Source organism: Nonomuraea sp. NPDC002799 (assembly GCF_053592075.1).
Genome location: NZ_JBSFVA010000002.1, coordinates 40,683 through 63,007 on the forward strand (window position 1 = coordinate 40,683; position 22,325 = coordinate 63,007).

20 protein-coding genes and 1 riboswitch are annotated in these 22,325 nt (G+C 68.2%); of the genes, 16 read left to right on the forward strand and 4 right to left on the reverse strand.

Annotated elements, in window-relative coordinates; translation table 11 throughout:
• Window positions 1–40: 40 nt before the first annotated feature.
• The 5 genes from ACWD0F_RS04085 (at window position 41) to ACWD0F_RS04105 (ending at window position 5,718) form a co-directional block, all read left to right on the forward strand.
• Window positions 41–268 carry a chaplin family protein gene (locus ACWD0F_RS04085; RefSeq protein ID WP_449872424.1) on the forward strand — a complete coding sequence of 76 codons (228 nt, stop codon included), beginning with the start codon at window positions 41–43 and terminating at the stop codon, window positions 266–268.
• 292 nt (window positions 269–560) lie between these two features.
• The gene (locus ACWD0F_RS04090) at window positions 561–1,451 is read left to right on the forward strand and encodes a Rossmann-like and DUF2520 domain-containing protein (protein WP_449872425.1); all 891 of its coding nucleotides are present in this window, start codon (window positions 561–563) and stop codon (window positions 1,449–1,451) included.
• Window positions 1,452–1,473: 22 nt separating this feature from the next.
• Window positions 1,474–2,310: a pantoate--beta-alanine ligase gene (gene panC / locus ACWD0F_RS04095; RefSeq protein ID WP_449872426.1), complete on the forward strand. Its 837-nt coding sequence runs from the start codon at window positions 1,474–1,476 to the stop codon at window positions 2,308–2,310.
• A 96-nt stretch (window positions 2,311–2,406) separates the two neighbouring features.
• A complete protein-coding gene (locus ACWD0F_RS04100; protein ID WP_449872427.1) occupies window positions 2,407–4,932 on the forward strand; it encodes an L-aspartate oxidase in 2,526 nt (841 codons plus the stop codon).
• A gap of 3 nt (window positions 4,933–4,935) precedes the next feature.
• Complete coding sequence (locus ACWD0F_RS04105; protein WP_449872428.1) at window positions 4,936–5,718, forward strand: type III pantothenate kinase; 783 nt, start codon at window positions 4,936–4,938, stop codon at window positions 5,716–5,718.
• Window positions 5,719–5,777: 59 nt separating this feature from the next.
• Here ACWD0F_RS04105 and ACWD0F_RS04110 read toward each other — a convergent pair whose 3' ends face one another.
• The gene (locus ACWD0F_RS04110; RefSeq protein ID WP_449872429.1) at window positions 5,778–6,257 is read right to left on the reverse strand and encodes a hypothetical protein; all 480 of its coding nucleotides are present in this window, start codon (window positions 6,255–6,257) and stop codon (window positions 5,778–5,780) included.
• A gap of 170 nt (window positions 6,258–6,427) precedes the next feature.
• On the opposite strand from ACWD0F_RS04110, the gene lysX reads away from it, so the two are divergent.
• A complete protein-coding gene (gene lysX / locus ACWD0F_RS04115) occupies window positions 6,428–7,885 on the forward strand; it encodes a bifunctional lysylphosphatidylglycerol synthetase/lysine--tRNA ligase LysX (RefSeq protein ID WP_449872932.1) in 1,458 nt (485 codons plus the stop codon).
• A gap of 33 nt (window positions 7,886–7,918) precedes the next feature.
• Here lysX and ACWD0F_RS04120 read toward each other — a convergent pair whose 3' ends face one another.
• The gene (locus ACWD0F_RS04120) at window positions 7,919–8,854 is read right to left on the reverse strand and encodes a cytochrome P450 (protein ID WP_449872430.1); all 936 of its coding nucleotides are present in this window, start codon (window positions 8,852–8,854) and stop codon (window positions 7,919–7,921) included.
• A 448-nt stretch (window positions 8,855–9,302) separates the two neighbouring features.
• On the opposite strand from ACWD0F_RS04120, the gene ACWD0F_RS04125 reads away from it, so the two are divergent.
• Window positions 9,303–9,515 (forward strand): LuxR C-terminal-related transcriptional regulator, encoded by a 213-nt coding sequence (locus ACWD0F_RS04125; RefSeq protein WP_449872431.1) that lies wholly within the window; start codon window positions 9,303–9,305, stop codon window positions 9,513–9,515.
• 102 nt (window positions 9,516–9,617) lie between these two features.
• Here the strand turns inward: ACWD0F_RS04125 and ACWD0F_RS04130 are convergent, their stop codons facing one another.
• Window positions 9,618–10,571 carry an NlpC/P60 family protein gene (locus tag ACWD0F_RS04130; RefSeq protein WP_449872432.1) on the reverse strand — a complete coding sequence of 318 codons (954 nt, stop codon included), beginning with the start codon at window positions 10,569–10,571 and terminating at the stop codon, window positions 9,618–9,620.
• A gap of 95 nt (window positions 10,572–10,666) precedes the next feature.
• Window positions 10,667–10,816, reverse strand: a riboswitch (cyclic di-AMP (ydaO/yuaA leader).
• Window positions 10,817–11,093: 277 nt separating this feature from the next.
• Here ACWD0F_RS04130 and ACWD0F_RS04135 point away from each other — a divergent pair.
• The 6 genes from ACWD0F_RS04135 to ACWD0F_RS04160 all read left to right on the forward strand — a co-directional run bounded on the left by ACWD0F_RS04135 (window position 11,094) and on the right by ACWD0F_RS04160 (window position 20,177).
• Window positions 11,094–11,663: an amino-acid N-acetyltransferase gene (locus ACWD0F_RS04135; RefSeq protein ID WP_449872433.1), complete on the forward strand. Its 570-nt coding sequence runs from the start codon at window positions 11,094–11,096 to the stop codon at window positions 11,661–11,663.
• A gap of 85 nt (window positions 11,664–11,748) precedes the next feature.
• A complete protein-coding gene (locus ACWD0F_RS04140) occupies window positions 11,749–13,098 on the forward strand; it encodes an RDD family protein (RefSeq protein WP_449872434.1) in 1,350 nt (449 codons plus the stop codon).
• A gap of 123 nt (window positions 13,099–13,221) precedes the next feature.
• Window positions 13,222–13,710: an RDD family protein gene (locus ACWD0F_RS04145; RefSeq protein ID WP_449872435.1), complete on the forward strand. Its 489-nt coding sequence runs from the start codon at window positions 13,222–13,224 to the stop codon at window positions 13,708–13,710.
• Window positions 13,711–14,229: 519 nt separating this feature from the next.
• Window positions 14,230–14,562, forward strand: coding sequence for a histone-like nucleoid-structuring protein Lsr2 (locus ACWD0F_RS04150; RefSeq protein ID WP_449872436.1), 333 nt, complete (start codon window positions 14,230–14,232; stop codon window positions 14,560–14,562).
• 1,632 nt (window positions 14,563–16,194) lie between these two features.
• On the forward strand, window positions 16,195–18,696 hold the full coding sequence (locus ACWD0F_RS04155) for an ATP-dependent Clp protease ATP-binding subunit (protein WP_449872437.1): 2,502 nt from the start codon (window positions 16,195–16,197) through the stop codon (window positions 18,694–18,696).
• Window positions 18,697–19,238: 542 nt separating this feature from the next.
• Window positions 19,239–20,177, forward strand: coding sequence for a TIM barrel protein (locus ACWD0F_RS04160; protein WP_449872438.1), 939 nt, complete (start codon window positions 19,239–19,241; stop codon window positions 20,175–20,177).
• Window positions 20,178–20,445: 268 nt separating this feature from the next.
• Here the strand turns inward: ACWD0F_RS04160 and ACWD0F_RS04165 are convergent, their stop codons facing one another.
• Window positions 20,446–20,916 carry a MarR family winged helix-turn-helix transcriptional regulator gene (locus tag ACWD0F_RS04165; protein ID WP_449872439.1) on the reverse strand — a complete coding sequence of 157 codons (471 nt, stop codon included), beginning with the start codon at window positions 20,914–20,916 and terminating at the stop codon, window positions 20,446–20,448.
• Between the two features lie 60 nt (window positions 20,917–20,976).
• Between ACWD0F_RS04165 and ACWD0F_RS04170 the strand changes: the two genes are divergently transcribed.
• From ACWD0F_RS04170 to ACWD0F_RS04180, 3 genes are all read left to right on the forward strand, one after another.
• Window positions 20,977–21,354: a cupin domain-containing protein gene (locus ACWD0F_RS04170; protein WP_449872440.1), complete on the forward strand. Its 378-nt coding sequence runs from the start codon at window positions 20,977–20,979 to the stop codon at window positions 21,352–21,354.
• A 27-nt stretch (window positions 21,355–21,381) separates the two neighbouring features.
• Window positions 21,382–21,798 carry a cupin domain-containing protein gene (locus ACWD0F_RS04175; RefSeq protein ID WP_449872441.1) on the forward strand — a complete coding sequence of 139 codons (417 nt, stop codon included), beginning with the start codon at window positions 21,382–21,384 and terminating at the stop codon, window positions 21,796–21,798.
• A 117-nt stretch (window positions 21,799–21,915) separates the two neighbouring features.
• A complete protein-coding gene (locus ACWD0F_RS04180; protein ID WP_449872442.1) occupies window positions 21,916–22,161 on the forward strand; it encodes a hypothetical protein in 246 nt (81 codons plus the stop codon).
• The last annotated feature ends 164 nt before the right edge of the window (window positions 22,162–22,325 follow it).

Sequence of the window (22,325 nt, forward strand, 5' to 3'; positions counted from 1 at the left end):
CCTGCGACAACAAGGTCGCACACACGGAGAGGAGCCCCTCGTGCTCAAGAAGGCCATGGTCATCACCGGAGCCGTCGCCATGCTCGCGCTGGCCGCCCCTGCTCACGCCGACATCACCAGCGGCAACGGAAGCATCGCGGGCGGCAACCAGGTCCACGTCCCCGTCAACCTCCCGGTCAACGCCTGCGGCGTCGGCGTCGGCGTCATCGGCGCCGGTGTGGCCGGCTGCCGGGGCGGTGCCAGCGTTTACGCGCCCAGCCACCACTGACGTGATTGAGCCCGGGCCGACGCAGGTCGGCCCGGGCTCGGATCCCGGCTGGTCAGACGGCGGCTGACCGGCCTGCGCACCTCCAAGAGGTCACACTCGGTGCGGGCGTCGGGTCCTGGCGGAGAACTCGGCGCCCGCTTCGATGCGGTGAACCCCTCTCCTCATCTCTCCGACAGGGGGTGCACGATTTGTATGCCCTTGTCGGTTTTGTCGTTAACTCAACGCGCGGCAAAACACCGGTCACATATGCAACCCTGAGAGGCCGTTACGCTGGTCGACGGGGTGAGACGTCATGGACGCAGGTGATCGCCCGGCACGCCTGACTGTCGGCGTGCTCGGGTCCGGCAAGGTCGGTTCGGCTCTCGGCGCGGCGCTGGCGCAGGCCGGGCACCGGATCGTGGCCGCGAGCGGCGTGTCGGACGACTCGCGGCGCTGGGCGGCCGAGCGGCTCCGGGTGACGCCGGCACGGCCCGACGAAGTGGTCTCGGCGGCCGAGCTCATCCTGCTCACCGTGCCCGACGACGCGCTGCCCGACCTCGTCAACGGGCTGGCCACCACCGGTGCCGACCTCCAGGGCAAGCTGCTGGTGCACACCAGCGGGGCATACGGGCTGTCCGTGCTCGATCCGGCGGCCAAGGCGGGCGCGCTGCCACTCGCCCTGCACCCCGTGATGACCTTCACCGGCCGGGACGACGACCTCAACAAGCTCACCGGCATCTCCTACGGCGTGACCTCGCCCGAGGGCCTGCGGCCGATCGCCGAGGCCCTGGTGATCGAGATGGGCGGCGAGCCGGTCTGGATCGCCGAAGCCGACCGCGCGCTCTACCACGCGGCGCTGGCCGGGGCGGCCAACCACATGGTGACCCTCATCGCCGAGTCCTCCGACCTGCTGGGGCGCATCGGCGTCGAGCATCCGGGCCGGATGCTGGGGCCGCTGCTCGGGGCCGCGCTCGACAACGTGTTGCGGCTGGGTATCGCCGGTCTCACCGGCCCCGTCGTCCGCGGTGACGCGGGCACCGTGCGCAAACACGTCGACGCGCTGATCCTGGCGGCTCCCGAGGCGGCCGACGCCTACATCGCGCTGGCCAGGCTCACGGCCGACCGCGCGCTGGCGGCCGGGTTGCTCAAACCGGAGGAGGCGGAGCGGCTGCTCGACGCGCTGGGGGGCAATATATGGACCTGACCGTCGCGTTCGGAGGGCAGTTATGGAGTTGATCGTCGCCAGGAGCCGGGAAGACCTGGTCAAGGCGCATCGGGGTGGCGAGGTGGCGCTGGTGCCGACCATGGGCGCGCTGCACGAGGGCCACCGGTCGCTGATCAGGCAGGCCCGTGCCCGCGCCGATCAGGTCGTGGTCAGCATCTTCGTCAACCCCCTGCAGTTCGGGCCTGATGAGGATTTTTCGCGCTATCCCCGGACCTTTGATGCCGACCTGGACGTGTGCCGGGCCGAGGGCGCGGACGTCGTCTTCCATCCCGCCGTCGAGGACATGTATCCCCCCGACCGCCAGGTGAGCGTCTCAGCGGGAGCGATGGGCACCCTGGCCGAGGGCGCCTTCAGGCCGGGACACTTCGACGGCATGCTCACCGTCGTGCTCAAGCTCTTCAACCTGGTCCGGCCGGATCTCGCGGTCTTCGGGCAGAAGGACGCCCAGCAACTCGCCCTCATCCGCCGCATGGTCGCCGACCTCGACCTGCCGATCGAGATCCTGGGCGCGCCCACCGTGCGCGAGCCCGACGGCCTGGCCCTGTCGAGCCGCAACCGCTACCTGTCGGAGGACGACCGGCGGGTGGCGCTGGCTTTGTCGCGCGCCCTGCGGGCCGGCGCGGCCGAGCCGACCCCGTCCGGGATCAGGGCCGCCGCGCGGGCGGTGCTCGACGCGGCGGGCCCGCAGCTCGAAGTGGACTATCTCGCCCTGGTCGACCCGGCCACGTTCGCGGAGGCGAGCGAGTCGTACACGGGGCCGGCGGTGCTCGCGGTGGCCGCCAGGGTGGGCCGGACGCGGCTGATCGACAACGTCATCCTCACCGTCAGCCCTGCCTGAGACGCGCGCACCCGGATAAACCGAACCCGGGGCATGCGCACTCCGCGCGGAGCGTTATCGTCATACTGACGAAATCACCTCAGCGAGGAGATCCCCATGAGCGCACCGGCCCTTCCCCTGCGGCTGACCGCTCCCGACCCCGGCTGGACCGTCGAAGCGGACGTGGTGGTCGTGGGCTCGGGCATCGCGGGCCTGACCGTGGCCCTGAGGTACGCCGAGCTGGAGCCGGCGGCCAAGGTCCTGGTCGTCACCAAGGACGTGTTGTCCTCGGGCTCCACCCGCTGGGCGCAAGGGGGCATCGCGGCCGTGCTCGATCCCCACGACACCCCCGAGGAGCACCTGAGCGACACCCTGCTGGCGGGGGTCGGCCTGTGCGACGTGCGGGCCGTGCGCACGCTGGTGACCGAGGGGCCGGGCGCGCTGCGGCGGCTCATGGACCGCGGCGCCCGCTTCGACCGCACGCCCGACGGGCAACTCCAGCTCACCAGGGAGGGCGGGCACCGGCGGCACCGCATCGTGCACGCCGGCGGCGACGCCACGGGAGCCGAGGTGCAGCGGGCGCTCGTCGAGGCGGTCCACGCCTCCTCGATCGAGGTGATCGAGCACGCGCTGGTGCTCGACCTGCTCAAGGACGCCGGCGGCCGGGCCACCGGCGTGACGCTGCACGTCATGGGCGAGGGCGCGCGTGACGGGGTCGGCGCCGTGCGCGCCAGGGCGGTGGTGCTGGCGACCGGCGGCATGGGCCAGGTCTACGCCGCCACCACCAACCCGGTCGTCTCCACCGGCGACGGGGTCGCGCTGGCCCTGCGCGCCGGGGCCGTGGTGCGCGACATCGAGTTCGTGCAGTTCCACCCGACCGTGCTCTGGCTGGGCGGCGACTCGACGGGCCAGCAGCCGCTGATCTCCGAGGCGGTCAGGGGCGAGGGCGCGTTCCTCACCGACCACGAGGACAACAGGTTCATGACGGGCGTGCACGAGCTGGCCGACCTGGCGCCGAGGGACGTCGTCGCCAAGGCGATCATGCGGACGATGCGCGAGACCGGCCGCGACCACGTCTACCTCGACGGCCGCCACTTCGGCCGGGAGAAGTGGGAGACCCGCTTCCCCACGATCTACGCCGTCTGCCGCGAGCACGGCATCGACCCGGCGACCGAGCCGATCCCGGTGTCGCCCGCCGCCCACTACGCCAGCGGCGGCGTACAGGCCGACCTGCGCGGCCGTACCTCGATCGAGGGCCTGTACGCCTGCGGCGAGGTCGCCTGCACGGGCGTGCACGGCGCGAACCGGCTCGCCTCCAACTCCCTGCTCGAAGGTCTCGTCTTCGCCGAGCGCATCGCCGGGGACGTGCACGCGGCGGCCCCCAGGCCCGGCGCGCCGGTCACCGGCCAGACCCCGGCCGGTCTGGTGGACCCGAGGGCGCGGTCGCGGATCCAGGCCCACATGAGCGCCGGAGCGAGCGTGCTGCGCAGCCGCGACTCGCTGCGCGCCACGGCCAAGGCGCTGCTCGACGCCCGCTGGACGCCCGTGCCGGTGCCCGCGTGCACCGAGTCCTGGGAGGCCGCGAACCTGCTCACCGTCGCCACCGTGCTCACCGGCGCGGCGGCGGCCCGGCTGGAGACCCGCGGCTCACACTGGCGCGAGGACCACGACGCCCGCGACGACAACGATTGGCTGGGCCACCTCGACGTGACCCTGACCGAGGAGGGCCTCCACATGACGTACACGCCCCATGGTGACGCCACGCCCCCGCGTCTGGCGCAGGAGCTGGCCGCGGCCGGGCTCGATCCGGCCGAGGTGGACGCCGTGATCGACCGCGCGCTGGCCGAGGACCTGCAGGAGGCGGGCGACGTGACGAGCCTGGCGACCATCCCGGCCGGGCAGCGCTCCGTGGCGGACGTGGTGGCGCGCAAGGACGGCGTCGTGGCGGGGCTGGCCGTGGCCGAGGCGGTGTTCGTCCGGCTGGGCGCCGGCCGTACCGAGCGGCGGGCCAAGGACGGCGAGCGCGTCCGGGCGGGGGACGTGCTGATGGTCGTCGAAGGGCCGACGCGGGATCTGCTGACGGCGGAGCGCACCGCGCTCAACCTGCTCACGCACCTGTCCGGGGTGGCCACGCTGACCGGCAGGTGGGTCGAGGCGCTCAGCGGCACGACGGCGCGGGTGCGTGACAGCCGCAAGACGCTGCCGGGGCTGCGGGCGCTGGAGAAGTACGCGGTGCGCTGCGGCGGCGGCGTCAACCACCGGATGTCGTTGTCGGACGCCGCGCTGATCAAGGACAACCACGTGGTCGCCGCCGGGGGTGTGGCCGAGGCGTTCAGGGCGGTGCGTGAGCGTTACCCGGAGCTGCCGATCGAGGTGGAGATCGACCGGCTCGACCAGCTGGACGCCGTGCTCGACGAGGGGGCCGAGGAGATCCTGCTGGACAACTTCACCATCGAGGACACCGCTCGTGCCGTACAAATCATTAAAAAGCGGGCGAAAAACAGGGTTGCGCTTGAGGCCAGCGGGGGATTGACCTTGGAATCGGCCCGTGATGTGGCCGAAACTGGCGTTGACTACCTTGCGGTGGGAGCCCTAACGCACTCTGCGCCGGCCCTGGACATCGCACTGGATCTGCGGGGGTAATTGATGCTGCTCACGATCGACGTCGGCAATACGCACACGGTGCTGGGCCTGTTCGAGGGCGAGGACGTCATCGAGCACTGGCGGCTGGCCACGGACGCCCGCCGCACCGCCGACGAGATCGCGGTCGTCCTGCAGGGGCTGCTGGCTCAGTCGCCGCTGCTCAAGGGGGCCGACGTCGACGGCATCGCCATTTGCTCCACGGTTCCGAGCGTGCTCAACGAGATGCGCGAGATGTGCCGCCGCTACTACGGCGACGTGACCGCGGTGATCGTGGAGCCGGGCATCCGCACCGGCGTGCCCGTCCGCATGGACAACCCCAAGGAGGTCGGCAGCGACCGCATCGTGAACGCGCTGGCGGCCATCGACCAGTACGGCGGCCCGTGCGTGATCGTCGACTTCGGCACCGCGACCTCGTTCGACGCGGTGTCGGCCAAGGGTGAGTACGTCGGGGCGGTGACCGCGCCCGGCATCGAGATCTCGGTGGACGCGCTGGCCGCCGCCGGAGCGCAACTGCACAAGGTCGAGCTGGTCAGGCCGCGCTCGGTGATCGCCAAGAACACCGTCGAAGCCCTGCAGGCCGGCATCATCTACGGCTTCGCCGGCCAGGTGGACGGCATCGTCGAGCGCATGGTGGCGGAGCTGGCCGACGACCCCGACGAGGTGACCGTGGTGGCCACCGGCGGGCACGCGGCCCTGGTCGTGGGGGAGTCGCGCTCGATCGACGTGCACGAGCCGTGGCTCACCCTCATCGGCCTGCGCCTGATCTACCACCGCAACGTCACATAGAACAAGCGGCCCCCGCCAGGTCAGGGGGCCGCTCGCGTGTAAGGGAGGTCCTGCCGGAGTTACTCGCTCTCGGCGGTGTAGAGGTACTGCCAAGGGCCGCACTTCGTCGGGTAGTTGCTGTGCTGGCCGATCTGGCACACCTTGGCCCGCACGCTGTACACGTCGTGCTCCTCGAAGTGGAACTTCTTGTAGCCGGGGTAGCCGCAGTACTTCTTGGCGTAGGCCGGCGACCAGTCGTGGTCGAAGTCACTGGTCTGGAACTTCACGTACGCGCACTTGCCGCCCTCGTCGTAGCTGCGGTTGTCCAGGTCGTAGAGCCGGCCGCTGACGTGGACCTCGTTGGACTCGCCGTCGTGGTCCCAGTTGACGGCGATGTGGCCCTGGGCCTTGGCGAGGTGATGCTTGGCGTAGACGGGGCCCCAGTACTCGGAGTAGTCGTCGTAGTCCGGGGCGGCGGCGTTGGCGGCGGTGGGGACCGACATGGCCAGCGCGGTGGTCGCGGCGACGGTGATGAAACCGATCGCGATCTTCTTGAGCATCTTCTCTCCTTGAGCTCCCCTTGGGCCGGCTCCCTGCCGACTCCCCCCTGAGCTCGTGAGATATTGGTAACGGAGAGTTCTTGCAGCACCCCTTCAGCGGGCCGACGAGTGCTTGCAGTTCGCCATATCCCCTACTCTTCTATGTTGTGAGCGACGAACTTCCCGAGCAGATGCGCATCCGGAGGGACAAGCTCGACCGCCTTCGCAGCGACGGCGTCGATCCTTACCCGGTGACCTTCCCCCGTACGGCGACCAACGCCGAGGTCAGGGAGAAATACCAGGGGCTGGAGCCCGACACCGCCACCGGCGACACGGTCGGTGTGGCGGGGCGCGTCATGCTCAACCGCGTGGGCGGCAAGCTCTGCTTCGCCACGCTGCGCGACGGCGGCGGCGACCTGCAGGTCATGATCTCGCTCGACAAGGTGGGCGAGGAGTCGCTGGCCGCGTGGAAGCACGACGTCGACCTGGGCGACCACGTCGGGGTGACCGGCGAGGTCATCACCTCGCGCCGCGGCGAGTTGTCGATCCTCGCCACCGAGTGGCAGATCACCGCCAAGTGCCTGCGCCCGCTGCCGGAGAAGCACGTCGGCCTCACCGACCCCGAGGCGCGGGTGCGCCAGCGTTACGTCGACCTGATCGTCAACGACGACGCCAGGAAGATGGCCCGCGTCCGCAGCGACACGGTGCGCGCGGTGCGCGAGTTCTGGCACGAGGAGGGCTACCTCGAGGTCGAGACGCCGATGTTGCAGCCCATTCACGGCGGCGCCGCGGCCAGGCCCTTCAAGACCCACATCAACGCCTACGACATGGACCTCTACCTCCGCATCGCGATCGAGCTCTACCTCAAGCGGCTCGTGGTCGGCGGCATCGAGAAGGTCTTCGAGATCAACCGCAACTTCCGCAACGAGGGCGCCGACTCCACGCACAACCCCGAGTTCACGATGCTCGAGGCCTACGGCACCTATCTCGACTACAACGGCATAGCCGACCTGACCCAGCGGATGTACCAGAAGGCCGTCCACGCCGCCCTGGGCACCTCCGTGGTCGTGCACGACGGCGTCGAGATCGACCTCGGCATCCCGGAGTGGCCGCGCGTCAGGCTGTACGACGCCGTCTCCAAGGCCGTCGGGGAGGAGATCACCACCGCCACCACGCTGGAGGAGGTGCGTAAGATCGCCGATCGGCGGGAGATCCACTGGGATCCCAAGTGGGGTGTGGGCAAGCTCGTCCAGGAGCTCTTCGAGGAGCTCGTGGAGCACACGATCGTCCAGCCCACCTTCGTCATGGACTATCCGCTGGAGACCTCGCCGCTGGCCCGCAACCACCGCGACGACCCGCTGGTGACGGAGAAGTGGGACCTGATCGGCTTCGGCACCGAGCTCGGCACGGGCTACTCGGAGCTGAACGACCCGATCGAGCAGCGGCGCCGGCTGGTGGAGCAGTCGCTGCTGGCGGCCGGCGGCGACCTGGAGGCCATGCAGCTCGACGAGGACTTCCTGCAGTCGCTGGAGTACGCCATGCCGCCCACGGGCGGCATGGGCGCCGGGATCGACCGGATGATCATGGCCTTCACCGGCAAGAACATCCGGGAGACCATCCTGTTCCCGCTGGTCAAGCCCACCAACTGAGCTCGCGGCCGGGCCCCCTGCGGGCCCGGCCCGTCAGGGCTTGAGCCGCACGGGCAGCTCGGCCAGTCCGCGCAGCACGACGTTCCCCTTGTACGCCGGCTCCGCCCCATCGGCGAACGACAACTCCGGAGCCGCCGCGGCGAGCGCGGACAGCGCGATCTCCCCTTCCATCCGGGCCAGCGTGGCACCCAGGCAGAAGTGCACACCGAGCCCGAAGGCGACATGCCGCCCGGGATCCCGGGTCACGTCGAAACGATCGGGATCGTCGAAGACCGCCGGGTCGCGATTGGCCGCGCCTATCAGCACGAGCACGGCCGACCCCTTGGGCACCGCCACGCCCCCCAGCTCCGTGTCCGCCAGCGCCACCCTGGAGGTGAGCTGCACCGGCGGATCGAAGCGCAGCACCTCCTCCACGACCTGCCGCGGCCGTAACGCGGCCTGTCGCCACACCCCGTGCCGGACGAGGTTGAGCACCCCGTTGCCGATCAGGTTGACGGTCGTCTCGTGCCCCGCCACGAGCAGCAGCACGCAGGTCGCCAGCAGCTCGGCCTCGGTCAGCTCCTCGACGAGCGCCAGCGCGCTCAGGAGGTCCGTTCCTGGCCGCGCGCGCCGGAGCACCAGGAGCTCCCGGAAGTAGGCGCGAAACTCACTTCTGGCCCGCTCGGTTTCCGATACGAGGTCATCTGTAAGCATCGGGTCAAGGCTGCGAGCGAGCGTCTCGCTCCACCCGCGGAAACGTTCATAGTCCTCAGGCGGCACGCCGAGCAACTCCGTGATGACCATGACCGGCAGCGGATAGGCGAAACCGGAAATGAGGTCGGCCTCCTCCGGCAGCGAGCCGATCAGCTCGGCGGTGATCGCCTCGATGCGCGGGCGGAGGCGTTCGAGCATGCGCGGGGTGAAGGCCCTGCTGACCAGGGCACGCAGCCTGGTGTGGTCGGGCGGGTCCATGAAGAGGAACGATTCCACCGGTTGACCAGCGCTTCTGTCGGCTATTGGGACCGTTCCATGGCCGAAGCGGGGGTCGCGGAGCACCGCCGTACACAGTTCGTGGGTGGTGACGGCGAGGAGCCCGCCGCGCGTAGGGAAGATGGGGCCGCGCGCGCTCATCTCGCGGTAGCGGGCGTAAGGATCACGCAGAAAATGCGGATTGAACGGATCGAAACCCAGAACGTCGGTGGCGCTCATTGGCGGCGGTTCCGGCGCGGGAGGAGCACCGTTGAGATCGTTCATCGCAGGCTTGGGTGTCCGGGCATATGGCGAGTACGTCATATATAAGGGATCATGTCAATAGCCCTCGTCAAGGGCGCAGATTGTCATGCTTGACGACCTTTCCACGATGCGTTTACCGTCTGCGAGGAGCGGCTTTGGCCCGGCGGAGAGGTCCAGGTCTTGCTGTTGGGGGGGAGGGCTCCCGATGGATGTGCTCACTGAAGGCGTTGATCTGAGCCATGCGGATTTGGCGTTGCTGGCGGAGCTGGCCAAGGGAGTGACGGTCGATCGGGTGGGCAGACGTCTGGATATCAGCGGCCGCACGGTACGCCGGCGCTTACGGGGCATCTGTGACCGTATCGGTGTCGCCACCGCCATCGAGGCCGTGGCGTGGGCGGCGCGCCGCCAGCTCATCTAGAGCGCCGGCCCATCCAAGGCCGGCCTTTCGGGGCCGGCTCATCCGGGGCCGGCTCACTCAGGGCCGGCGGCTCGCATGGCCCCTGCCTGGTGCCGGTGGCCGTCAGTCGGCGATGCGCACGGCGCCGGCGAACGGCCGCCTGTCCAGGGACGCGATGCGGACGACGTCACCCGTCTGAGGAGCGTGCACCATCATGCCGCCACCGATGTAGATGCCGACGTGGTGCAGGTCGCCGTAGAAGAACACCAGGTCGCCCGGCCGCATCTCCGCGCGCGAGATGTGCCGGCCCGCGGTCCACTGGTCGCCGGTGTAGTGCGGCAGTGAGATGCCCACTCGCTGGTAGGCGGCCATCACCAGGCCCGAGCAGTCGAAGGAGCTCGGGCCTTCGGCGCCCCAGACGTACGGCTTGAGCTGCTGGGTGAGGGCCCACCTCGCGGCCTGCGCGGCCTTGCCGGTGCCGATGATCGGCAGGTTGACCCGGACGGCCCGGGTGCCCGGCTGGCCGGCCTCGCCGATGGCCCGTCTGAACAGGTTGCTCTCGACCTTGGTGACCAGCTTGGTGATCTTGTCGCGCTTGGACTCGAGTTCGGTGACGAGCCCCTGGACCTCGTCGATGCGCGCCTTGGCTCCGGCGCGGGCGCGGGTGGCGGCGTCCATGGCCTTGGTGACCTGGTTGACCTCCTCGCCCTGCTGCTGCTCGATCGCGTACGTCGTCGCGGCGCGGTCGAGGAAACGCGCGGGGTCGTCGGTCGTGGCGAACGCCAGAGCCCGGTCCAGGCCGCCCGACATGTAGGCGTCCTGCGCGAGGAGGACGGCTTTGGCACGCTTGGTGGCGAGATCGGCCTCGCTGGCCGTCAGCGTCTTCTGTGCGGCCTCTGAGGACTTCTTGGCGGTCTTGAGCTTCTCCCGCTGGCCGTTGTACTGCTCGCTCAGCGTCTCGATCTCGGTGTGCATCTTCTCGACCTGGTTGGCGAGATCCTTCAGCGAGGGCTTCGGATCCGCGGACGCCGGGGCGAAAGGGATGGCGAACAGCAGCGTGGCGATGGTGATACTCACCACACCGAGGCGGTGCGACCGCCGCGCGCGTTCCGGAGGGCGGGCATGCCTGCCCGCGGACCTGCCCTCGCCGCTGAGCGTGCGCTTCACCAACCAGCTCCTCTCGTCGAACGCCTACCGGGTTAGCTGACGGGTTCGGGCCGGAGCAGCCCTACCGAGAGACTCGGATTCACCCCAATGGCGGCGCTGGCTGCGCCACCGGCGGTTCCCCGGCTTCCCTTGCGGGAATTGGGCGTGTTCCTCGCGCGACACGCGGGGAACATCGTCGCTGGACACTAATGCACTCCGGGTTCGTGCTCAACCAGAACTGCCGGATCTGTAGAGGTTTCACAACTGAAGGGTCACAAGGTGATCTCGTGATCACCTGTGCGGAAGGGGCTTTATGTCCTCTTTGTCGGCGGTTCCGCCGGAGGTCTGGGCCAGGTGCGGGTCCTGTGCTCGTCTGGCGACGAGATGTAACAGGATGGGCCGAGAGATGGGAGTTAGGGCTGAGCCGTAATGACATCTGTACCCTGGAGTGCCATGGAGCAGGTGGCCGAATCGATAGTGCCGGAGACCGCGGTGGTGGTCAGGCGTGCCCGCACGCCCGATGTGCGGGCGGTCAGGCGGCTGGTCGACACCTATGCGGGCGCGGGCCCGCGGCTTCTCGAGAAAGCGACGGTGACGCTGTACGAGGACGTACAGGAGTTCTGGGTGGCCGATCTGGGCGGGCAGGTGGTCGGCTGCGGCGCGCTCCACGTGTTGTGGGAGGATCTCGCCGAGGTCCGTACCGTGGCCGTGGACCCCGAGAGCCGGGGCATGGGCGTCGGCCACCGGATCGTCTCGGCTCTGATACAGCAGGCGAAAGATCTGGGTCTGCGGCGTGTATTCTGTCTGACTTTTGAGGTCGACTTCTTCGCGAGGCACGGGTTCCGGCCCATCCAGGGCACCCCGGTGTCCCCCGAGGTCTACGCCGAACTTCTGGCCTCGTACGACGAGGGTGTGGCGGAGTTCCTCGACCTGGAGCACGTCAAGCCGAACACCCTGGGCAACACCCGCATGCTGCTCCATCTGACATCGGGTGACGCAGACCTTGACCATCTGGAAAGGTGATTGTTGATACCTATGTCGATACGTTGGGCAGCACAGGCATGTGTCCTGACACGTGCCACATGCGCACTCGAAGCGAGGTGACACGGTGAGCACCGGACAGCCGCCGTATCCACAGGACGAATCCGGCGAGAATTCTGCACCTGGCACACCCCAATACGGGCAGCAGAACGCGGGCCGCCATCCCGGCGAGCCCGACCCCGATGTGACTGTGGTCGGCTACCGAACGGACGACGCCTACGGGCAGCAGCCCCAGTACGGCCAGCAGCAGGGCTACGGCCAGCAGCAGCAGTACGGGCAGCAGCCTCAGCAGGGCTATGGCCAGCAGCCCCAGCAGGGCTACGGCCAGCAGCAGCCCCAGTACGGGCAGCAGCCCCAATATGGCCAGCAGCAGGGCTACGGGCAGCAACAGCAGGCCCAGCCCGACTATGGCCAGCAGTACGGCCAGCAGCCGCAGTCCCAGCCGGACTACGGTCAGCAGCAGCAGTACAACCAGGGCCAGCAGGGCTACGGCCAGCAGCCGGCCTCCGGGCAGCAGTACGGTCAGCAGCAGCAGCCTGACTACGGCCAGCAGCAGGCGCAGCCTGACTACGGCCAGCAGCAGCAGTACGGGCAGCAGCCGGGCTACGGTCAGCAGCCGCAGTCGGGCCAGCAGGGCTACGGCCAGCAGCCGGCCTCCGGCCAGCAGTACGGTCAGCAGCCGCAGTCCCAGCCCGACTACGGGCAGCAGCAGGGCTACGGTCAGCAGCCGGGTTACGGGCAGCAGCAGCAGTCCCAGCCCGGTTACGCCCAGCCCGGCTACGGCCAGCAGCAGTACGGCGACCAGCAGCAGTACGGTCAGGCGTACGGGCAGCCGCAGCAGGCCTACGGTCAGCCCGGCTACGGGCAGCCTTACGGCAAGCCGGTCGGCGTGCAGCCGCCCGGCGCGCCGGCTCCGCTGGCGGAGTGGTGGCAGCGGCTGGTGGCTAGGCTCATCGATGGAGTCATCCTCTTCATCGTGAACCTCGTCATCGGCATCATCATGGTGGCGATCTTCGTGGCCAGCTACAACTCGCTGGACGGCAGCAGCAGCGGTCTGTTCTCGACGCTGGTGGTGGGCGTGATCACGTCCATCATCGTGACGATCCTCTGGGTGGCCTACGACTTCTTCCTGCTGAAGATGAACGGCCAGACCGTCGGCAAGATGGTCATGGGCATCAAGGTGGTCCCGGTCGGGCAGGGCATGCCTCCCAAGGGCCTGCCGACCGACCTGGCACTCAAGCGCGCCGGGGTGACCTGGGGCGGCTGGGTGCTCAACGCCCTCCCGTTCGGCTTCCTCAGCACACTGCTGGCGTACGCGGCAGTGGGCGTCAACGGCGCTTCCCAGCTCTGGGACAAGCCGCTGCAGCAGACGTTCGCGGACAAGTTCGCGGGCACCGTGGTGGTCAAGATCAAGTAGTCTGCGTCACCGCGAAACAGGGGTCGGCTTCCCGCCGGCCTCTGTTTTTGTGTGCGGGGGTCGTACCAAAATGGGAGGATCCGTGCTCCCGATTGGGTCCGCCGAAGATGTGAGGTGCAGGTTATGGCCGGGACGCCGCCGCGGACGGGCACGTTGCCCGCGGAATGGTGGGAACGGCTGGCCGCCCGCCTGATTGAGGGGCTCGTCTTCGGCGTCTTCTATTACATTCTGTTCATCGCCCTGTGGGGCGTCTTCCGGACTGTCGGGATGCTGGGGGCGTTCGACGGGCGCTTGCCGGGCGTGTTCGCCTGGCTGGCGGCCGGGCTGGCTTATGCGGCCTATGACTGGTGGGCGCATTCCCGGCAGGGCCGGACGTTCGGCAAAGCGATCATGAGGATTCGCCTGGCGCCGGGGGACGTGCGGCCGCGGGCGCTGCTGAAACGGGCCCTGGTCTATCCCGGCCCGATCATGCTGATGGGCATTCCGGTGGTCAATCTGCTAGCCGGAATGTTGCTGTTCGGCGTCGGCCTGCTCATCCTGATGGACAAGCCGCTGGAGCGGGGGCCGCATGACAGGCTCGCCGGAACGCGTGTGGTAAAAGATCTTCGTTGAGCCATCCGCACCTGCATGGATGTCTTTTCGCGAAATTTTCCCTTGATCCGGTAAGGAGTCTGGAGAGACTGGCATTAGGCTATGGGGCGTCCGGGTTGCCGGATGTTGGGGCCCCTGTGACACGCAGGGCATGTGTGTGCCGCTATGGTCGGGTGCGGGTGGTTGTGGCCTTGCACCTCCATGAGGGGCGCTGTGCTCCGCTCCCCCGGTCGCGCTGGTTCTGCGAAAAGCGCCCCCGAAACCCCGTCAGCCGTGGAGGCGAGGACGAATGGAAGCCGTAACAGACGTATTGTCAGCGCTCATCCCCCCCGTGGTGGTGGCCGGCGCCTTCATCTTTGGCGTAGTGAAGTTGGTCCGATCCGAGGCCGTGGGGGGCCGTCGAAACCGCGAGGATCCGGTCGAGCCGCAGAACTGATCGACCAGTCAGGCGAATCCCCGCACGCTGAATTGTCTCAGCGCCTTTCCGGGTATATGTTTGGGCAGGCGAATGAAACAATGCTCCGGGAAAGGATTGCGTAGATGGCCAAGCAGATCCAGGAGATTCTCATCGATGACCTCGATGGGGGCGAGGCCAATGAGACGGTCAGCTTCGCTATTGACGGCTCCTCCTATGAGATTGACCTCAGCGACCTTAACGCGAAGAAGCTGCGGGACGCGCTCACGCCTTTCGTGCAGCACGCACGCAGGGCGGGTGCGGTGTCCGCGCGCCGTCGTGGTCGCGGCGGCAACCGTGCGATGAGCCGCGAGAAGAGCTCGGAGATCCGGCAGTGGGCCAAGGCCCACGGCATGCCGGTCAGCGAGCGAGGCCGTATCGCCTCCACCGTCGTGGAGAAGTACGAAGCGGCTCACTGAGAGAGCCATCTCCTGACCATGCGCTTATGCCGTTCGCCTAGGACCCCGGCGGACGCCATAAGCGCATGATCGTTTTCTGGGGACCCCGAATGCCGGGCGCCCGGAGTGATGATCTTTCAACCACCCATATGTGGGCATTTTGGCCACCCCGCCGACGCTGATTCACCGGCGGGGTGTCCGTATATGCGGGGGTGCGGCGCGCCACGTGTCAATGCCGTGGCGGGCCACATACCTCATTCAACGTACGCTGCCGACCACGGGATTGCCTCGGGGTGGTCGGCATTAGCCCTTCCGGCGGCGGAACCGCAGGGTCTGGAACGGGCCATCGCGCAAATCGCCGCCCTGTGGCCCCGTAAAACCCGTAGCCGGTCTTCGGGATCCCGGGTTTTACGGAGATCTCCACTCGCGGGGGGCGGGCATAACCGGACTCGGGGGAGCGGGCATAACCGGGCCCGGCGCGCCGATGCGCACGCGTACCTTATGTCCGCCAGCTCATCCCATCGGGGCGGCCTAAACCTGGCGTGCGCCTCCCCTCAAGGGGCATATGCATCCGCAAGATCAGGGGAGCCGGTTTAAGCGTCGGCGAGGTTCCTTGGAGCCGGCATAACCGTCCGTGTGGGATCACGAGCACCTAGGCATAAGCCGTCTTCACGGGGATCTCAGGCGTTGCGCAAAACCCGGCCCCGGAGGGGAAGGGGGTCGTCCGCATAACGGTGGCGGCCCCATGTGAGGCGTACGCATATCGGTGGGTGTGGCGATGCGGGGCGTACGCATATCGGTGGGCTCGCGGCGATGCGGGCCCGTGGGCATATCGGTGGGCTCCCGTGATGCGGGGCGTACGCATAACGGTGGGCTCGCGGCGATGCGGACCCGTGGGCATATCGGTGGGCACCCGGCGATGGGGGCGTGCGCATATCGGTGAGCCCGGCGATGCGGGGCATGGGCATAACTGGGGGCCCTGCCATGCCGGCCGCACGCATAACAGTGGCCGCGGTGATGCGAACCGTGCGCATAACCCCCGGGCGAACCTGAGCAAGGGTCGCCCAATCTCACGTCCGCCGGCAAGTCCGCACAATGCGGTCTCTACGCAAGTGCGGTGCGGGCGCGGAATCCCGGCCGAAGACGTCGTCTCATCAGACGAGATGGATGGGTAACCGAGGTGACCGGAAGGCACTTTGCGGGGTCCGTGAGCCGGAGTGAGTGGCATGAGCGGTGTGTGCCGCGTTGTGCTCAGGGCGTAGCGCTCGCGCTTGGCCAAGCTTTGCTGCGCGACATAGGATGATTGCGTAACAGATACGGACGCGGCATCTGAGATGCGCGGACGAGGGGGCACCCCAGCGCCCGGTTCCATCCAACCGTCCGGTGGCCGATCCGTGTTGATCTGCCACGCCGCAGGCGGCATTTACTGCCGTCTCCCCGAGGCCGCCTAAACATCGTTCGCTTGCGGCGTATCGGGAACACGTCACCCCCGAACAGTAGTTGGATGGAGGGTGAACGCCCTGCTCTCGGGGAACGTCTCTGCTATAGAGCGTGTCAGCGGCAGTGGGCACGGTTCGCCGAGCCAGGGCTAACATGCGGGAGGACGGGACCGGATTTACCGGCCTGACTGACCGCTCTGTGAGGAGCGACGAGATGTTCGAGAGGTTCACCGACCGAGCGAGGCGTGTTGTCGTCTTGGCCCAAGAAGAGGCCAGGATGCTCAACCACAACTACATCGGCACTGAGCACATTCTTCTTGGTTTGATCCACGAAGGTGAAGGCGTAGCCGCCAAGGCTCTGGAGAGCCTCGGCATCAGCCTTGAGGGTGTGCGCCAGCAGGTCGAGGAGATCATCGGCCAGGGCCAGTCGGCTCCGTCGGGGCACATTCCGTTCACCCCGCGGGCCAAGAAGGTCCTCGAGCTGTCGCTCCGTGAGGCTTTGCAACTGGGTCACAACTACATCGGGACCGAGCACATCCTGCTCGGGCTCATCCGTGAGGGTGAGGGTGTGGCAGCCCAGGTGCTGGTCAAGCTTGGAGCTGATCTCAACCGTGTCAGGCAGCAGGTCATCCAGTTGCTCCACGGTTATCAGGGCAAGGAGCCGGCCGCGGCGGGCGGCCCGCAGGAGTCGGCCCCCTCGACTTCCCTGGTGCTCGACCAGTTCGGCCGCAACCTGACCCAGGCAGCCCGCGAGGGCAAGCTGGATCCGGTCATCGGCCGTGAGAAGGAGATCGAGCGGGTCATGCAGGTCCTCTCCAGGAGGACCAAGAACAACCCCGTTCTCATCGGCGAGCCCGGCGTCGGCAAGACCGCCGTCGTCGAGGGCCTGTCGCAGAAGATCGTCAGGGGCGAGGTGCCCGAGACGCTGAAGGACAAGCAGCTCTACACGCTTGACCTCGGCGCTTTGGTCGCCGGTTCGCGTTACCGCGGTGACTTCGAGGAGCGCCTGAAGAAGGTGCTCAAGGAGATCCGCACGCGCGGCGACATCATCCTGTTCATCGACGAGCTGCACACGCTCGTCGGCGCGGGTGCCGCGGAGGGCGCGATCGACGCCGCCAGCATCCTCAAGCCGATGCTGGCCCGCGGTGAGCTGCAGACGATCGGCGCGACCACGCTCGACGAGTACCGCAAGTACTTGGAGAAGGACGCGGCTCTGGAGCGGCGTTTCCAGCCGATCCAGGTGGCCGAGCCCTCGCTCAGCCACACGATCGAGATCCTCAAGGGTCTGCGCGACCGCTACGAGGCGCACCACCGCGTGTCCATCACCGACGACGCACTGGTGGCCGCGGCGCAGCTCGCCGACCGTTACATCAGCGACCGCTACCTGCCCGACAAGGCGATCGACCTCATCGACGAGGCCGGTTCCCGGATGCGCATCCGCAGGATGACCGCTCCGCCGGACCTGCGCGAGTATGACGAGAAGATCGCCAACGTCCGTCGCGACAAGGAGTCCGCGATCGACGCGCAGGACTTCGAGAAGGCGGCTGCCCTCCGCGACCAGGAGAAGCAGCTCCAGCTCAAGCGCGAGCGGCGGGAGAAGGAGTGGAAGGCCGGCGACATGGACGTCGTGGCCGAGGTCACTCAGGAGCTCATCGCCGAGGTCCTGGCGACCGCCACCGGCATCCCGGTCTTCAAGCTGACCGAGGAGGAGTCGCAGCGCCTGCTCCGCATGGAGGACGAGCTCCACAAGCGGATCATCGGCCAGGACGACGCCATCAAGGGTCTGTCGCGGTCCATCCGGCGTACCCGCGCCGGTCTGAAGGACCCGCGCCGTCCCGGCGGCTCGTTCATCTTCGCGGGTCCCTCCGGTGTCGGTAAGACGGAGCTGTCCAAGGCTCTGGCGGAGTTCCTCTTCGGTGACGAGGACGCGCTGATCAGCCTGGACATGTCGGAGTTCATGGAGAAGCACACCGTCTCCAGGCTGTTCGGCTCGCCTCCCGGCTATGTCGGCTACGAGGAGGGCGGCCAGCTCACGGAGAAGGTCCGGCGCAAGCCGTTCTCCGTGGTCTTGTTCGACGAGATCGAGAAGGCCCACCCCGACATCTTCAACTCGCTGCTGCAGATCCTGGAGGACGGTCGCCTGACCGACGCCCAGGGCCGGGTGGTCGACTTCAAGAACACGGTCATCATCATGACCACCAACCTCGGCACCCGGGACATCTCCAAGGGCATCGGGGTCGGGTTCGCGAAGTCCAACGACGCCGACTCCAACTACGACCGGATGAAGTCCAAGGTGCAGGAGGAGCTCAAGCAGCACTTCCGGCCCGAGTTCCTCAACCGCGTCGATGACATCGTGGTCTTCCACCAGCTCACCCGGGCCGAGATCATCAAGATCGTGGATCTGATGCTCGCCCAGGTCGACTCCAGGCTGAAGGACCGCGACATGGGGCTCGACGTCTCGACCGAGGCCAAGCAGTTGCTCGCCGAGCGCGGTTACGACCCGGTCATGGGCGCTCGGCCGCTGCGGCGGACGATCCAGCGCGAGCTGGAGGACTCCCTGTCGGAGAAGATCCTTTACGGTGAGCTCCGGCCGGGGCAGGTCGTGAAGGTGACGATCGAGGGCGAAGGCGAAAACGCCAAGTTCCTGTTCAAGGGCGAGTCGATCGACAAGGTGCCGGACTCGGCGGCTGAGATCGCCGCACCGATCCAGCACTGACGGATCACCGAAAAACCCCGCGTGGATGACCACGCGGGGTTTTTTCATGCGCCGGCTCTTGTTCGTGGGGTACGCCGGGCGGTCTGGTGGGGCGGCCATCCTGAGGCCGCCTGGCTGGGCAGCCACCCTTCTGAGGTGACCTGGTGGGGCAGGCGCTCTGGGGTGGTCTGGTAAATGGAGGGGTCGCCAGTCCACGTGTCCGTCAGTGGTCGGTCACTCCCGCTCCTGGTTACCCGTGATTCCGGGGCGTGGGAACGTGACATGCCGTGGAATGAGGCGCTGGATGTCGTGGTCGTTGCCGGATTGTTGGGTATGTGGGTATACCGCCACCGCGAGTAGTACTACACTGCGTAGAGCTTCGCCAGTTACATCCAAGTGAGCCACAAGAACGTGTTCCTAGGTTGGGCGCTGCTCCCTGGGGAGTAGCGCGAGATCAACTCGGGGCGGACGCGCGCGCCACCTGCGAGCAGTCATGCTCACAGGGCTCGCACGTCCCAAGGCGGGCGACGGGAACACCATCAAGCAAGCCGTGGAGGAAACCGATGCGCCTGCGTCACGATGACGGAACGCTCGTTCACCTCGCCTACAACGCAGGCGTCCACCCCGCTGAAGATCTGGAGAACTTGATCGCCCACCTGACCCGTTACGCCGTCCCCGTGCGCAAGCGCCTGGGCGTCGAGCGGATGGGCATCGGGCTGTGGCTCGCGCCGACTGTCGCCGACCACCTCACGGCCGACCGCATCGAGCTCGTACGCCTGCGCCGCTCCCTTGAGGAGCGCGGCCTGGAGGTCGTGAGCCTCAACGGCACCGGCGGGCGCAACCAGGAGGTGCCCGGCCCCGACTGGGCCAAGCCCGAGCGCTACCGCTACACCATGGCGCTGGCCAAGATCCTGGCGTTCCTGCTGCCGGAGGACGTACGGTTCGGCAGCATCTCGACCATTCCGATCGGCTGGCGCCGCGACTGGCCCGCCGACCTCCACTCCATCGCCACCCGCCGCCTCGAACGCCTGGCGCGCGAGCTGCGCGGCATCTACAGCGTGACCGGAAAGACGATCAGGGTCGGATTCGAGCCGTGGCCCGGATGCGTGCTGGAGACGACCGAGCAGGCGCTGGAGCGGGTGTGCGGCATCGACTCCGAGCACCTGGGCGTGTGCCTGGACGCCTGTCACCTCGCCTGCGGGGACGAGGAGACCGGCGCGGCCCTGAGGGGACTGGCCGCGGCCGGTGCGCCGGTGGTCAAGCTGGGGCACGTGCACAACCACACGGGGGAGACGTCGAGCACGGGTGCGGTGCTGCACGACACGCTGACGGCGATGTTGTCGGGAGCGGTGAGCGGCAGCGCGCACATCGAGGTCGAGACGCACAACCTGACCGTGCCCGGCCGGGCCAAGGGTCCTGGCGCGCTGGTGTCGCTGCTGGCCGAGGAGTTGGACTGGGCGCGTACGAACCTGACCAGCCTGGGCCTGCAACTGGCGGCCTGAGCCCGTTCGCTGGCTCAAGCGCGACCTCCGCCTCCGCCGTCCGCCGCCACCTCCTGCGTCCGCCGCCGCAGTCCGCAGTCCGCCTCTGCCGTCCGCCTCTGTCTCTACCTCCGCCGTCCGCCTCGGCCTCTGCCTCGCGCTTTCCGCGCTGCGTGTCTTGGTTGTAGCCCTGCTGGGGCCTCCGATCGCGGGTTGAGGCTTTGGCCGGCGTGCCGTCGGGGGGTTTGTCCCGGCGGCCGGACGTCCGCCGGGGCTCCGCGTCCGCGGGTCAGAGCGTGCCGAACCAGCCGGGGATGTCGAGCCGCCAGGGATTGGCCGGGGTCATTCTGCGCAGGTCCGCCTCCAGGGCGCGCAGGCGGTCCGCGCCCAGCTCCGCGGCCCAGCGGGCGCGCAGGTCGTCGAAGATGTGGGCCGAGCGGATCAGGGCGTCCACGCCGTGCGGGGTGAGCCGGACGAGCTTGCGTCTCGTGTCGTGGGGGTCGGCGGTGCGTTCCACGTAGCCGCAGCGTTCCAGGGTGTCGATGGTCTTGCCCGCGGCCTGTTTGGAGACGCCGAGCGTACGGCCGAGCTCGACGGCCGTGGTGCCGTTCTGGCCGATCGCCTGCATGACGAACCCGTGCATAGGGCGCATCTCCGGATGGCCTTGCCGCGCGAGCTCCACGTGGAGCTCGTCGATCAGCGTTCTGAACGCGAGCAGGAGGCGTAGCGGCAGTTCGAAGCCCGGGGCATCGCTTGACAAGATAGACAACCTGGTTCACTATATCGACAACGTAGTTGCCTATCTTAGGGGGTGCAGGGCGTGACTGTCATCCGTGACGCCGAGGCGCGGCGATCGGAGACTCCGACCGGGGTCATGACGACGTTCGCCTCGCCGACGCAGGGCGGGGCCACGCGGGCCCTGTGGCGGGTCGATGCGAAGCCGGGCGCCGAGGGGCCCGTGCACGACTTCGACAGCGAGCAGGTGTGGAGCTGGGTCGCCGGAGCGGCGACCGTGGAGCTGGGCGATCAGACGTACACGGTGGGCGCCGGCGACACCGTCGTCATGCCCGCGGGCGTGGTGCGGCGGGTGCTGGCCGATTCCGGGAGTGGGTACACCGCCGTCGTCACGGCTCCGGCCGGGGCGCGGGCGCTGGCCGTGGACGGTGGCGACTACGGCGTTCCGCCGTGGATCGCGTGATCGCGAGATGAGAAAGGGAATGCGGAGATGAGTGTTGTGTTGTCAGCCGATGCCCGTAAGACCGAGACACCCAACGGCGTGTTCACCACGCTGGCCTCTCCGACGCAGGGGGAGGCGGGGCAGGCCATGTGGCGGGTCGACGCCAAGCCGGGCATGGTGGGGCCGGTGCACGCGTTCGATGCCGAGCTGGTGTGGACGTGGCTCGACGGGGCCGCCGTGGTGGAGTTGGGCGGGCGGCGGTACGAGGTCGCGGCGGGGGACACCATGGTGCTGCCCGCGGATGTGAGCCGGCAGATGGTCGCCGATTCGGTGCGCGGGTTCGTCTCGATCGTGGTCGCGCCTTCGGGGACTGAGGTGTACAACCCGGGTGGTGTGTCGGAGCCTGACGCATGCGACCTGGCGCCCAAGGACGCGGAGCGCACTGTGCCACTTTGGGTCAGGTAGTAGCGCCGAGCCGAGGCCCTTCGTCGCGATTACTTTCTGTTGACTTCACATTACACAGAGTAGATAACTGGAGGTAGAGCCCCCCACTCGAGGGTGCCCCCCAACAAGGAGCACACCATGAAAACGGTCACGCGAGCGCTCAAGGCCGGCCTCTGTGCCCTGGCTGCCGGAGGAGTCCTCCTGGCCTCGGCTCCCGCCGCGTCGGCGGAGTCCTGGCACTGGCACTCACGCCACGACACCTTTGTGGGCTGCCACACCTACGCCCTCGTCACCTTCCCAAGCTGGCAAGCGGACCGGCTGAAGTGCGAGATCGAAGGCACCTGGCACCCGTTCCAGACCTACGCCCTCTACCTCTACTACTGACCTCACCCGCGGCCACGGGCCTGGCCCGTGGCCGCGCACGTCCCGCGGGCTGTGACCTCACCCTCAGATGACCCGGCTGTTGCGGCGGTGCGCGCGCAGGGCCCGGCGGCGAGATGTCGATCCATCCCTGCCCGGCGCCCCGACTTCACCTCCAGCGCTGTATT